Origin of the sequence: Methylobacterium brachiatum, assembly GCF_900113845.1 — a bacterium.
Lineage (GTDB): Bacteria > Pseudomonadota > Alphaproteobacteria > Rhizobiales > Beijerinckiaceae > Methylobacterium > Methylobacterium brachiatum.
This window is the reverse complement of record NZ_FOQW01000011.1, coordinates 221,221-234,141: the sequence shown is the minus strand read 5'-3', so window position 1 is coordinate 234,141 and position 12,921 is coordinate 221,221. Positions and strand designations below refer to the sequence as shown.

The 12,921-nt window shown below is 70.0% G+C and carries 10 protein-coding genes; 6 read left to right on the top strand and 4 right to left on the bottom strand.

Translation table 11 applies throughout. The features are described from left to right. The 3 genes from BMZ47_RS16585 to BMZ47_RS16575 form a co-directional block, all read right to left on the bottom strand. Window positions 1–1,880 (bottom strand): acid phosphatase (locus BMZ47_RS16585; protein ID WP_244536840.1); only part of this gene is annotated, 1,880 nt, incomplete at its 3' end. Window positions 1,881–2,422: 542 nt separating this feature from the next. Next, the gene (locus BMZ47_RS16580) at window positions 2,423–4,189 is read right to left on the bottom strand and encodes a methanol/ethanol family PQQ-dependent dehydrogenase (protein WP_091863466.1); all 1,767 of its coding nucleotides are present in this window, start codon (window positions 4,187–4,189) and stop codon (window positions 2,423–2,425) included. Window positions 4,190–4,296: 107 nt separating this feature from the next. After that, a complete protein-coding gene (locus tag BMZ47_RS16575; protein ID WP_007560851.1) occupies window positions 4,297–4,893 on the bottom strand; it encodes an LOG family protein in 597 nt (198 codons plus the stop codon). Window positions 4,894–5,120: 227 nt separating this feature from the next. Between BMZ47_RS16575 and BMZ47_RS16570 the strand changes: the two genes are divergently transcribed. Next, window positions 5,121–6,536, top strand: coding sequence for a LysM peptidoglycan-binding domain-containing protein (locus tag BMZ47_RS16570; protein ID WP_091863476.1), 1,416 nt, complete (start codon window positions 5,121–5,123; stop codon window positions 6,534–6,536). 5 nt (window positions 6,537–6,541) lie between these two features. Here the strand turns inward: BMZ47_RS16570 and BMZ47_RS16565 are convergent, their stop codons facing one another. Beyond that, complete coding sequence (locus BMZ47_RS16565; protein ID WP_091863475.1) at window positions 6,542–7,876, bottom strand: aminotransferase-like domain-containing protein; 1,335 nt, start codon at window positions 7,874–7,876, stop codon at window positions 6,542–6,544. Window positions 7,877–7,979: 103 nt separating this feature from the next. Between BMZ47_RS16565 and BMZ47_RS16560 the strand changes: the two genes are divergently transcribed. From BMZ47_RS16560 to BMZ47_RS16540, 5 genes are all read left to right on the top strand, one after another. Beyond that, window positions 7,980–8,180, top strand: coding sequence for a DUF1127 domain-containing protein (locus tag BMZ47_RS16560; protein WP_091863465.1), 201 nt, complete (start codon window positions 7,980–7,982; stop codon window positions 8,178–8,180). 86 nt (window positions 8,181–8,266) lie between these two features. Further along, on the top strand, window positions 8,267–10,189 hold the full coding sequence (locus tag BMZ47_RS16555; RefSeq protein ID WP_091863464.1) for an ABCB family ABC transporter ATP-binding protein/permease: 1,923 nt from the start codon (window positions 8,267–8,269) through the stop codon (window positions 10,187–10,189). Between the two features lie 113 nt (window positions 10,190–10,302). Next, window positions 10,303–11,277, top strand: a complete 975-nt coding sequence (locus BMZ47_RS16550; protein WP_091863463.1) for an ABC transporter substrate-binding protein — start codon at window positions 10,303–10,305, stop codon at window positions 11,275–11,277. A gap of 4 nt (window positions 11,278–11,281) precedes the next feature. Next, window positions 11,282–12,091, top strand: a complete 810-nt coding sequence (locus BMZ47_RS16545; protein WP_050731717.1) for an ABC transporter permease — start codon at window positions 11,282–11,284, stop codon at window positions 12,089–12,091. 8 nt (window positions 12,092–12,099) lie between these two features. After that, window positions 12,100–12,894 carry an ABC transporter ATP-binding protein gene (locus BMZ47_RS16540; protein ID WP_091863462.1) on the top strand — a complete coding sequence of 265 codons (795 nt, stop codon included), beginning with the start codon at window positions 12,100–12,102 and terminating at the stop codon, window positions 12,892–12,894. Window positions 12,895–12,921: the final 27 nt, after the last annotated feature.

Genomic DNA, 12,921 nt, shown 5'->3' with positions numbered 1-12,921 from the left:
ACGTCGTTGCGGGTGAGGGTCAGGTCGACCTCGTTGGGGCGGTAGCGCAGGCCCGGGGACAGGAAGGCGAGGTTGGCGCTGACCCCGTCGAACCGGCCGGAGACGCCGCCGGCGGCGGTGAGGATCGCGTAGGTGGTGCGCGGGTTGTAGGCGCCCGAGGCCGCCTGCACCTGCACGGTGCCGCCGGCCAGCGTCGCGGCGCCGCCGGCGGCGATCCTGTCGGCCTGTCCGGCGGCGTTGGCCTCGACCCGGTAGGTCGAGCCCGGGGCGAAGGCGACCGCGCCGGCGACGGTGAGCGTGCCGATCGAGTTGCCCGGCGCCACCGTGCCGCCCGACAGCGCGTTGACGCCCCCGACGCTGCCCGAGCCGCCGAGGCTCGCACCCTGGTGTATCGTGACGGCCGAGTTGGCGATGGAACCATTGACGGTCAGCTGGCCACCGGCGACGTCCGTGGTGCCCGTGAAGGTGCTGATGCCGGTCAGCGTGAGAGTCCCGGAGCTCGTCTTCGTCAGGCTACCCATTCCCGAGATGGCGTTGGCCAGGGTCCCGTCGACGGACTGGTCGACGACGAGGGCGGCGTTGTCGACAATCGCCCCCGTGCCGAACGCCCCGGCATGACCGACCAGCGTTCCGCCTGAAATCGTCGTGCCGCCGGCGTAGGTGTTGGCACCCGTCAGGACGAGCGTGCCACTTCCGAGCTTCGCCAAGCCGCCCACACCACCGATGTCATTGCGCCAGACATCGTAGGCCGAGAAGCCGCCCTTGGCCGCATCCATGGCCACCGTGACCGTGCTATTGAAGGCTCCGTAACCGTCCGCAGCTGCGAACAGGTTGATCCGGTCATAGCCCAGTCCGTTGTCGAGGAAGCCGCCAGACGGCAGCTCGGTGGTGGCGATCACGTCGCGCCGCTGCGCGGCGGTGAGGTAGGGGAACCGGGTTGCGAGAAGCACCTCGGCCCCGGTCGGCACCACCGGCGGCAGATTGGTCGGCCCGATCGGCGCGAAACCGTAGGTCAGGCGGGCAGTGTAATCGGACTTGTTGCGCGCATAATTCGAGAACCGATCCGTGGCCGGGTCGACCGATGCATGAGCGCAGGCATTGAGCGGGCCGCCGCAAGCTTGACTCAGATAGCTCTGCGCCTGCGCGAAAGCGTCCGCCAGCAGGCCTGCATTGTTCGGGTCGTTGAGGTTCCGGATCGCGAAGTAGGTTGCGAGGACGCGTCCACCGATCACGTCGGTCGGCGAGTGCATGCCCGCCTCGATCCGATTGTCGCCGAGTTCGCTCGCGCGGGTCAGGAGTTCCTGGAACCGCTGCGGCACCGCATAGGCCAGGGCGATGGCCGACAGATAGGCGGCGTTGGTGTGACCGCTCGGGAACCCGCCATCGCTGGCCGGGGTCGGGCCCTTCTCCGGTACGAGGGATGGCGGCACGACGAAATCGAGGCTTCGGCCGTTGAGGCTCTGCCGCCAAGGACGCCAGTAACTGTAGGCATTCTTGGCCGGGGTCGTCGAAGCCTCATTCCTGAGGGCGTTGACCAGCTGCACGACCTTCCCGAGGGCGGAGGTGGTGGCGCCGGCCCCGTTGCCCTGGTCGACATACTGGACCCTCGACGTCGTCGCGTCGAAGGCCGGGATCGTGGCGGTCGCCCCGGAACCGGCCAGATAGGCGCGTGTCAGCGGGCCGAGGCCGTCGATGACGCTGTAGCTCTGGTTGCGGCGGTCGTCGTAATAGGCGGCTCTCTCCTGCGCCTGGGTCCGCGCCAGGGCGCGCTCCGCGACAATCTGAATGTTACGCTGCAGGAGGGGCGCGCCCAGGGCGGTGGGCGATCCGGTGTCGTAGGTCGGCCCCGGTATCCAGAGGCGGCTGAACCCCGAGAGCACATCGACACTGTTGCTGGGCGTTACAGTCGCCGTCTGTGCCTGAGCGCCCGTGCCGAACGCCGCGACGATCAACGCTGCGATCGAAACCCCATGCCCCAGTTTCATGATCCGCCCCTACGATTCGCCCCGGCCGGTCGGCGGCGGCAGATCTAGCGAAGCGCACGCAGCACACATTGTCATATTCAGTCACACAGTCAGGCCGAACAGATCTGTGTTTCATCCGCAACACATAAAACAACGCAGTTGGAAAAACGCAATATCAAGAATTTACTCGGACCGATTTAGATCAAATCTACTCGCAGTAAATTTTTACTTGATCCTATAGCCTCGATTCAATTTACCCGCCGAGCCAACGCCGCATTGAAGCCGCGAGGACGGGACCGCAGATCCACGCTCATTCCAACCGCCGAGGCGCATCAAAGCTTGTCCTTTAAGGCCTTGGGTCGCGCGTCGGTTGAGGCGATGACCACACATCGGTGTGCCAAGGCGACTCAGGCGGAACCCGCGGGGCGGCTGCGTGCCACGAACCGCGATCCACAATCTCACTCCGGCAGCGCGAACACCGTGAGCTGGCCGCCGGGCGCCGTGTATTGCGACAGGGCCGCGTAGCCGCCGACCGCGCCCGAGCCGTCGGCCGGGTCGGTCAGCCCGGCGGCCAGCCCGATGCCGGCCCAGCCGCCGATTCCGGAGAGCACCGCCACGTATTGCCGACCGTCATGCTGATAGGTGGTGACGTTGCCGACAATGCCGGACGGGGTCTTGAAGCGGTAGAGCTCGTGCCCGTCCCGGGCGTCGACCGCCTTCAGGTAACCTTCGAGCGTGCCGTAGAAGACGACGTTGCCGGCGGTGGCGAGCGCCCCGGACCAGACCGAGAACGGTTCCGGGATCGTCCAGGCGATCGTCCCCTTCGCCCCGTCCCAGGCGATGAACGCGCCGGTCCGGTCGGAGCCCTCGGGCGGGTGCAGGGTCAGGGTCGCGCCGACATAGGGCTGACCCGGCGTGTAGCTCACCCGGAACGCCTCGTAATCCATGCACATGTGGTTGGTCGGCACGTAGAACAGCCGCGTCACCGGCGAGTAGGCGGCCGGCTGCTGGTTCTTGGCGCCGAGCGCCCCGGGGCAGATGTTCTTGGTGACCTCTTCCTCGTCGGCCTCGCCCGGCGCGTAGCGCGTGTCGAGGACGGGTCGGCCGTAGCCCGGAGAGGCGCGGTCCAGGTCGATCCGGCGCGCCCAGTTCACGCTGGGATCGAATTTTTCGGCCACCAGCACCTCGCCCGTGGCACGGTCGAGGGTGTAGCCGAAGCCGTTGCGGTCGAAATGGGTCAGCACCCGGCGCGGGCGCCCGTCGATCACCTGCTCGGTCAGGATCATCTCGTTGACGCCGTCGTAGTCCCACTGGTCGTGGGGGGTCATCTGGTAGACCCAGCGCGCCATCCCGGTGTCGGGATCGCGGGCGATGATCGCCATCGTCCAGCGGTTGTCACCCGGGCGCTGGGCCGGGTTCCAGGTCGCCGGGTTGCCGGTGCCGTAATAGACGAGGTTCAGATCCGGGTCGTAGGAGAACCAGCCCCAGCTGCAGCCGCCGCCGATCCGCCACTGGTCGCCTTCCCAGCTCCTGAGCGAGGAATCCCGGCCGATCGGGCGCCCGAGTTCGGTGGTTTTCTCCGGATCGACCAGCATGTCGGCATCCGGCCCGGTGGCGTAGGCGCGCCAGAGACGCTGGCCGCTCGCCTGGTCGTAGGCGGTGACGTGGCAGCGGGCGCCGTACTCGCCTCCGGCAATGCCGACGATGAGCTTGCCGTGCACCGGCAGGACCGTGGCGGTGTTGGTCTCGCCCTTGGCCGGGTCGCCGTTCCGCGCGGACCACAGGACCCGGCCGGTTTCGGGATCCAGGGCGACCACGGTGGTGTCGGCCAGTTGCAGGAACAGCCGACCGTCGGCGTAGGCCAGCCCACGGGAGACCGTGTCGCAGCACATGACCGCGATCACGCCCGCATCCTGGCGCGGGGCGTAGCGCCACAGGATCTTGCCATCGTGGTCGAGGTCGAGGGCGTAGACCAGGTTCGGGAACGGGGTGTGCACGAACATCCGATTGCCGACCACGATCGGGGCACCCTCGTGGCCGCGCAGCACGCCGGTCGAGAAGGTCCAGGCGACCTTGAGGCGCGAGACGTTGCCGGCATCGATCTGGGCCAGATCGGAGTAGCGGGTGTTGGCGTAATCCAGGGTCTGGAGGACCGGCGGCTCTTTCGCGGAGGCCACGCCGAGGAAACCGGCGAGCGTCAGGGCCGCCAGGATCAAGACGCGCATGCTCGGACTCCACCTGCCGCCGCCCGGCGCAGCGGCGCCGGCCTCATACACGACCGTCTGCACCGACCGTCCGGATCGCCACCGCGGCCAAGCGTCCGCGCCCGGCCTCACATCCGCTCTTTGACGATCTCCTCGGCCTGCGGGTCCGGCTCGTGGCCGGCCTCGCGCAGCAGCGGCACCACCGTCGCCGCGTCCCGGGCGACGATGTAGCTGAGGTCCAGCCCCTCGCGGATGAAGCCGTGGCCGCGCATGTGCTCGAACAGGGCGAGCAGCGGCGCCCAGAAATCCGCCACCGAGACCAGCACCACCGGCTTGCGGTGCCGCCCGAGCTGCGCCCAGGTCAGCTGCTCGACCAGCTCCTCCAGGGTGCCGATGCCCCCCGGCAGGGTCACGAAGGCGTCCGAGCGCTCGAACATCAGGCGCTTGCGGGTGTGCATGTCGGGCACCACCACGGTCTCCTGCACGTCGTCGAGCATGTGCTCGCGCGCCTGGAGGAAATCCGGGATGATGCCGGTGACGTGGCCGCCGGCCGCCAGCGCGGCGCGCGCCACCGTGCCCATCAGGCCGACATCGCCGCCGCCATAGACGAGGCCCATCCCGGCCTGCGCGATCGCCGTGCCGAGGGTCTCGGCGGCGTCGCGGAAGGCCGGGTCCCCGCCGAAGCCGGAGCCGCAATAGACGCAGACTGTCCTCACCGGAGCCATCCGGCGCCCTCCATCACGCCACCGTTGCGAGCCGTCGAGAAAGCCCCCCGCGCCCGGCGCTCCACGCGCCAAACTGCTGAATTCGCGTGGGATTCACCCGCCGGAGCGGCGGGACGGCTTGGTGTCGCGACCATGTACGGTATTATGGGCAGTGCAGTCGACGGTTTTTGAGCGGGCAGGCTGCCCATTCGCCGGGCGGCCGGCAGAGCAGGGAGGCCTTCGTGGCGATGTCGAGACAGGTGCGGCGCAGTCTCGCCCTGGCGCTCGCCGGCCTCCTCGGCGGCCTCGGCCTCGTGCTGGCCCTGTTCGGCGGCGAATCCCTGCGGCGGATGATCGACCGGCACGAGCCCGAGCCTCCCGCGGCCACGGCGCCCGCGCCGCAGGGCGGCCTGCGCAGCCTGACGGATCCCGGGGCGACGGCGCAATCCGACGCGCCGTCGATCGATTTTCGCGACGACAAGACCGGGCAGGCCAAGACCGACGCGGCCAAGCCCGGCGAGGCCAAGCCCGGAGACGGCCGGTCCGCGATACGGGATCCGGCGGCGGGCGAGGTGCGCGCGGCCGATCGTGCGCCCGACGGCAAGCCGGCCGAGCCCGATCCCACCGCGGTGCCGCGCTTCGACATCGTCCGGGTCGAGCCGAACGGCGAGGCGGTGGTGGCCGGGCGCGGGGCGCCGGATGCCGATATCGAGATGCTGGTCGACGGCAAGGCGGTGGCCCGGGCCAAGGCCGACGCGAACGGCCAGTTCGCCCTGGTTCCGCCGGCGCTGCCGGCGGGCTCCAGCGCCCTGCGGCTGCGCATGACCACCAAGGACGGCCGGGCCGCGGATTCGCGCCAGAGCGTGGCGGTGGACGTGGCGCCCAACCGCGACCGGCAGCCCCTGGTGGCGCTGACCGCCCCGGACGCCGCGACGGTGGTGCTGTCGCAGCCGGGCGCGCCCGAGGCGGCGACGGGAACGGGCAGTCCGGCGGTGAAAGCCCCGGGGGCGCCCGCCACGGCCGGAAAGGCGCCGGCCACGCAGATCGCCAGCGTGGACGTGCAGGAGAACGGCCGGCTGTTCGTGACCGCGACCGGGATTCCGGGGGCGAAGCTCCGGCTCTACCTCAACGACACGCTGATCGCCCCGGGCAGCGTCGGGCCGGACGGCCGGGCGAGCTTCACGATCGGGCGCGGCGTGAAGCCCGGCCAGTACCAGGTGCGGATCGACCAGATCGACCCGCGCACCGGCAAGGTCGCCACCCGCGCCGAGGTGCCGCTCGCGGTGCCCGAGCCGACCCGCGTCGCTACCGGCGAGGGTGCCGGGCAGGAACGGCCGCGCGGCCCGTCGGGCCCGCATGGCGCCGGAAGCGGGCAGGGGGCGCCCCGTCCCCAGGACGGGCCCGCCCCGGCGACGATGCCCTCCGCCCTCAGCGGGAATCCCACCGAGACGAGCGGCCCGACCCGGGCCGGCGCCGTGTTCGTGCCCGAGATCACCACCGCCAAGATCACCCGGGGCGACAATCTCTGGCGGATCAGCCAGCGCACCTACGGCCGGGGCGAGCGCTACACCGTGATCTACGACGCCAACCAGAACCAGATCCGCGACCCGGACCGGATCTATCCGGGCCAGATCTTCATCCTGCCGACCGACAAGCGGGGCTGACGCCCTCACTCGACGATCTGGTCGTCCTCCGCGAGGGCCAGGCGGCGCAGCATCCGGAGCGCCCCGGACAATTCCTCTTGGGACGGCGTCGACAGGGCGAGGCGGACCGCGTTCGGCGCGTAGCCGGGATTCACCGCGAAGGCCGTGGCCGGCAACAGGGCGATGCCCCGGCGCAAAGCCGCCGCCGCGAAGGCCTCGGCCCGCCAGGTCTCGGGCAATTCGAGCCAGAGATGGTAGGCCCGGGGATCGCCGACCACCGTCAGGTCCGCCAGGATCTCCCGGGCGAGGGCCTGGCGGGACGCCGCGTCCCGGCGCTTGGCCTGCGCCAGCGTCGCGGCCGAGCCGCCCGCCATCCAGTGCAGGCCGGCGGCAAGCGACAGGCCGAGCGCGGTCCAGGCGCCCTGGCGCACGGAGGCCGCGAGCCGGTCGGTGAGGTGCGGCGGGCCGGCGATGAGTCCGATCGTGAGGGCCGGCATCACGCGCTTCGACAGGCTGTCGATCAGGATCGTTCGGTCCGGCGCCAGGCTGGCCAGAGGCTGCGTGTCGGCGAGGAAGCTGTAGACCGCATCCTCGATCGCCGTCAGCCCGGTCGTCTCGAGCACGCGGGCGATCTCGGCGCGGCGGCCGGGGCTCATGGTCGTGCCGAGCGGGTTCTGCAGGGTCGGCTGGAGATAGACGCCGCCCAGCGGCGTCCCCCGGTGCGCCTGGAGGATCGCGTCGGGGCACACGCCCTCCGCGTCCATGGTCAGCGGCACCAGGGTGATCCCGAGCCGGGACGCGATGCCCCGGACCGACGGATAGGTCAGCGGCTCGCAGCCGATCCGCCCCCCCGGCGGCGCCAGGGCCGCGAGCGCGGCGGCGAGCGCCTGCCGGCCGTTGCCGGTAAACAGGATGTCGGCCGGCTGGGGCGCGTAGCCGTCCCCGGCGAGGAACCCGGCCGCGGCTTCGCGGGCCCGGGGCGTGCCGTCCGGGCCATACTGGTTGAAGCTGATCTCGGAGGCCCCGCGCGCCAGGGCGGCCAGGGTCTCGGCCAGCACGGCGTCCTGTTCCGGCAGCCGGGAATGGGTCCGCTGCAGGTCGAGAGCCGCCGGGGGCGGATCCGGCTGGAGCATCACGGCCCGGCCGGGCTCGGAACGGACGAAGGTGCCGCGGCCGACCTCGCCGGTCACGAGCCCGCGCCGGCCCAGCTCCGCGTAGACCCGGCTCGCCGTCGAGACCGCGATCCCTCGGGCATATGCGAAATCCCGCTGGGGCGGCAGCCGGTCGCCGGGGCGTAGCGCGCCCGCGGCGATCTCGGCGGCAACGGCGTCGGCGACATCCCGGTAATCCGAGCTTCGCATCATTGCTCCGAGTGCAATGTTTCGATTGATCCGAGATCTCTATCGGTTCAATCCTGGCGCCGCAATCCCGGCCGGATCGCTTCCCGTCACCGGATCCTCCGCCATGTCGATCATCGCCTTCCCATCCGCCGCGTCCGCCCGGTCCGAGAACCGGCCCGTGCGGCAATCCCTGCTGCGGCTCTGGCTGCAGCGCATCCGGGCCCGGCGGTCGCTCGCCGTCCTGAATCCGGACCAGCTGCGGGATGCCGGGATCGAACCCTGGCGCCTGCGCCACGAGATCCGGAAGCCGTTCTGGAGAGGATGATCGGCCCTGCGGCCGCTGCGGGTGCCTCGACCGTCCCACGGACCTATATGCGGGGAGACGATCGTTCCTCCCGCACAGAATTCCGCATGACCGACGATACCGCGCCTCCGGCCGGGCCTACGCCCCCGGCTGAGCGCCCCGGGCTGATCGCCACCTACCGGCGCCTGTGGCCGCATCTCTGGCCGCACGGCCGTCCGGACCTGCAGCGCAGGGTGTTCCTGGCCTTCGGGCTGCTGCTCGCGGCCAAGCTCGTCACCATGGTGACGCCGTTCACCTTCAAGTGGGTCACCGACGCGCTGGTCGCCGCAATCGGCGGCAAGGATGCCCCGTTGCCGACGGGGCTGTTCGCCGCCCCGATGCTGCTGCTCGTGCTCTACGGCCTGTCGCGGATCGCCATGTCGGCGCTCACCCAGGTGCGCGACGGGCTGTTCGCCAAGGTGGCGATGCACGCGGTGCGCCGCCTGGCGCTCAAGACCTTCGAGCACATGCACCGCCTGTCCCTGCGCTTCCACCTGGAGCGCAAGACCGGCGGCCTCACCCGGGTGCTCGAGCGCGGCCGCGCCGGCATCGAGGAATTGTCGCGCCTGATGGTGCTGACCCTGGTGCCGACCATCGTCGAGTTCGTGCTGGTGCTCGGCGTGCTCGCCTACGAGTTCGACTGGCGCTACGCGCTGGTCGCGTTCCTCACGGTCGCGGCCTATCTCGCCTTCACCTACAAGGCGACCGAGTGGCGGATCGCCATCCGCCGCCGGATGAACGCCTCGGACACCGACGCCAACACCAAGGCGGTCGACTCGCTGCTCAATTACGAGACCGTCAAATATTTCGGCGCGGAGGCCCGCGAGGCCGCCCGCTACGACGTATCGATGGCAAAATACGAGAAGGCCTCGACCCAGACCTACGTGTCGCTCGCCGTGCTCAATGCCGGCCAGGCGGTGATCTTCACCATCGGGATGACGATCGTGATGTGGCTCGCCGCCCGGGACATCCTGGCCGGGCGCACGACGATCGGCGGCTTCGTGCTGGCCAACACCCTGCTGGTGCAGCTGTCCATGCCGCTGAACTTCATGGGCATGATCTACCGCGAGATCAAACAGGCGCTGATCGACATCGACGACATGTTCCGCATCCTCGGGCAGAACCCGGAGATCGCCGACCGGCCGAACGCGGCGCCGCTCAAGGTCGCGGGCGGCACGGTGCGGTTCGAGGACGTGCGCTTCGCCTATACCCCGGAGCGGCCGATCCTGCGCGGCGTCTCGTTCGAGATCCAGGCCGGGCAGACCGTGGCGGTGGTCGGCCCCTCGGGCGCCGGCAAGTCGACCCTGTCGCGGCTGCTGTTCCGGTTCTACGAGCCGCAGGGCGGCCGGATCAGCATCGACGGCCAGGACATCGCCGCGGTGACCCAGGAATCGCTGCGCGCCGCGATCGGCATGGTCCCGCAGGACACGGTGCTGTTCAACGACACGATCGGCTACAACATCCGCTACGGCCGGGCCGACGCCACCGATGCGGAGCTGCGCGAGGCGGCCCAGCTCGCCCAGATCGACCGCTTCGTCTCCGGCCTGCCGGAGGGCTACGACACGCCGGTGGGCGAGCGCGGCCTGAAGCTGTCGGGCGGCGAGAAGCAGCGGGTCGCCATCGCGCGGACCATCCTCAAGGCACCGCCGATCCTGGTGCTCGACGAGGCCACCTCGGCGCTCGATTCCTTCACCGAGGCCGAGATCCAGTCGGCGCTGGACCGGGTCAGCCGCGGCCGCACCACCCTGGTGATCGCCCACCGGCTGTCCACGGTGGTCAATGCCGACGCGATCCTGGTGCTCGACCACGGCCGCATCGCCGAGCGCGGCACCCATGCCGAGCTGCTGGAGGCCGGTGGCATCTACGCGGCGCTCTGGGACCGTCAGCGCGAGGCCGACGCGGCGCTGGAAGTGCTCCAGCGCGCCGATGCCCCGGTCCTGCCGATCCGGGTCGGGCGCGGGACGGTGCCGGCGACGGAACCGGCGGAGTAGAACACAGGGCGGCGGATTACTTCTCCGGCTGCATTCGTTATACTGCGCTGAACGGCCCATCACGAAGGCCGCGCTGCGAGACGGCTCACGCCGTCCGGTCGGGGGAGACATCCATGTTGAAGGGCCTGATCGCGGCCGGCGCAATGCTGGTCGCCCTCGGCGGGACGGTGCGGGCCGAGGACGTCGTCCGGCTCGGCAACCTGAAATTCGCCCATTACGGCGCCATCTCCTACATGAAGGAGATCGCCCCGAAATTCGGCCTGAAGATCGACGAGCGCCAGTTCGCCAAGGGCGCCGACATCTATCCGGCGATGGCCGTCGACCAGATCGACATCGCGGCCTCGGGGGGCGACGGCGCCGTGGCCGCGCGCGGCAACGGCGTGAAGCTGCTGGTGGTCGCGGGCTTCGCCGATGGCGGCGTGCGCATCCTCAAGCGGCCGGACCTGCCCGCCAAGAGCGCGGCCGAGCTGAAGGGCCTCAAGGTCGCCACCGTCCGCGGCGGAACCCAGGACCTGATGCTGCTGGCCGAGCTCGACAAGCACGGCCTCACCTGGTCCGAGCGTCCCGGCAAGGACGTGCAGCTGACCTATTTCAACAATTACGCCGACCTGAACCAGGCGCTCGGGCAGAAATACGTCGACGTGATCTGCCAGTCGGAGCCGCAATCCACCCAGGCGATCAGCGCCGGCTGGGGCGTCGAGCTGGTCAAGCCCTACGACACCCCGATCGGCAAGCCGGTGCGGCCGCTGGTGATGACCGAGAAGATGTACAACGAGCGGCCGGACGTGGCCGCCAAGGTGCTGCGCCTGTTCGTGGCCGCCACCAAGGCGTTCATCGACGACCCGGCGCTCGCCGAGAAATACGTCCGCGAGCAGGTGTTCAAGGGCCAGCTCACGAGCCAGGATTTTCGCGACGGCATGGCCAACGCGAGCTACACCTACGCCATGCCCGCCGGCCACATGCAGGTGACCACCGACTACATGGTCAAGTATGGGCTGGGTAAGATGCAGAACCCGCCCAAGAGCGATGCCGAGTGGGTCAAGCTCGACCTGCTCGAGAAGGCCAAGGCCGACCTGAAGGTCGAGTGATCCGATGGCCCTGCGCGACCTTCGCGGCGTCCTCATCCCGGTCGCGCTGCTGATCCTGTGGGAGCTGGCGAGCCGCACCGGCCTCGTCTCGGCCGTGGTGCTGCCGCCGCCGAGCGCGGTGGCGGTGAAGTGGTGGTCCGGGCTCCTGCCGGCCCTGCCATACGATCCCGGCCAGGAGAGCTACCTGTCCTGGCTGTTCTCCGGCGAGATGCCGCATGACGCGGTCTCCAGCCTGTCCCGCGTGGTCTCCGGCTTCCTGATCGGCGCCGGGCTCGCGGTGCCGATCGGCCTGGTGCTCGGCACCAATGACGGGCTCTACGGCCTGTTCAACCCGCTGCTCCAGGTCCTGCGCCCGATCCCGCCGATCGCCTACATCCCGCTGGCCATCGTGTGGTTCGGGCTCGGCAACCCGCCGGCCCTGTTCCTGATCGCGCTGGGCACCTTCTTCCCGGTCCTGGTCAACACCATCGCGGGGGTGCGGCAGGTCGATTCGATCTACATCCGCGCTGCCCGCAATCTCGGCGCCGGCTCCTGGACGATGTTCCGCCGGGTGATCCTGCCGGCCGCGAGCCCGTTCGTGCTGGCCGGCATGCGGATCGGCATCGGCACCGCCTTCATCGTGGTGATCGTCGCCGAGATGATCGCGGTCTCGGACGGGCTCGGCTACCGGATCCTCGAGGCCCGGGAATACATGTGGTCGGACAAGATCATCGGCGGCATGCTGACGATCGGAATCCTCGGCCTGATCATCGACGGGGCGATGAGCCGCCTCAACGATCACCTGCTGCGCTGGCATCGCGGCCTGGAGCGGTAACCCGGACGATGTCGGCAGAGATCGTGGTCGCGAACGCCGTCAAGGTGTTCGGCAGCGGCGCCTCGGGCGTCGCCGCCCTTCAGGACATCTCGGCGACGGTGCCGGAGGGCCAGTTCCTGTGCCTGCTCGGGCCCTCGGGCTGCGGCAAGTCCACCCTGCTCAACGCCATGGCGGGCTTCAGCCCGCTGACCTCGGGCACGATCACGGTGGGCGGCAAGCCCGTGGTTGATCCCGGCCCGGACCGGGGCATGGTGTTCCAGGAATACGCCCTGTTCCCGTGGATGAGCGTCGAGGACAATGTCCGCTTCGGCCTCGACATCAAGGGCGTGCCCCGCGCCCGGGCCAACGAGACGGTCGACCGGATCACCGCGACGCTCGGCCTGTCGGATTTCCGCAAACGCTACCCGAAGGATCTCTCGGGCGGGATGCGCCAGCGCGTGGCCATCGCCCGCATCCTCGCCCTCGACCCGCCGGTGATGCTGATGGACGAGCCGTTCGGGGCGCTCGACGCCCTGACGCGCCGCACGCTGCAGGACGAGCTGCTCCGGATCTGGGCCGATTACCGCAAGACGATCGTGTTCGTGACCCACTCGATCGAGGAGGCGATCTACCTCGCCGACCGCATCCTGGTGATGACCTACCGGCCCGGTCGCATCAAGCGCGACGTCACCGTGCCGATCCCCCGCCCCCGCGACCCGGCGAGCGCCGATTTCAACGCGATCAAGCGCGAGCTGGGCCAGCTCGTGATGGAGGAGCAGGCCCGCTTCACCGACGCGGAGCTGCACGCGCCGGCGGTGGATTGACGGGCGTTTCGGAGCGCGACCCGGCGC

Bases quoted from the DNA above. Each gene is read 5' to 3' on its own strand.
- BMZ47_RS16580 (WP_091863466.1), bottom strand. From the start codon at position 4,189: ATGCGCGTCTTGATCCTGGCGGCCCTGACGCTCGCCGGTTTCCTCGGC.
- BMZ47_RS16565 (WP_091863475.1), bottom strand. From the start codon at position 7,876: ATGCGAAGCTCGGATTACCGGGATGTCGCCGACGCCGTTGCCGCCGAG.
- BMZ47_RS16545 (WP_050731717.1), top strand. From the start codon at position 11,282: ATGGCCCTGCGCGACCTTCGCGGCGTCCTCATCCCGGTCGCGCTGCTG.
- BMZ47_RS16575 (WP_007560851.1), bottom strand. From the start codon at position 4,893: ATGGCTCCGGTGAGGACAGTCTGCGTCTATTGCGGCTCCGGCTTCGGC.
- BMZ47_RS16540 (WP_091863462.1), top strand. From the start codon at position 12,100: ATGTCGGCAGAGATCGTGGTCGCGAACGCCGTCAAGGTGTTCGGCAGC.
- BMZ47_RS16560 (WP_091863465.1), top strand. From the start codon at position 7,980: ATGTCGATCATCGCCTTCCCATCCGCCGCGTCCGCCCGGTCCGAGAAC.
- BMZ47_RS16550 (WP_091863463.1), top strand. From the start codon at position 10,303: ATGTTGAAGGGCCTGATCGCGGCCGGCGCAATGCTGGTCGCCCTCGGC.
- BMZ47_RS16570 (WP_091863476.1), top strand. From the start codon at position 5,121: ATGTCGAGACAGGTGCGGCGCAGTCTCGCCCTGGCGCTCGCCGGCCTC.
- BMZ47_RS16555 (WP_091863464.1), top strand. From the start codon at position 8,267: ATGACCGACGATACCGCGCCTCCGGCCGGGCCTACGCCCCCGGCTGAG.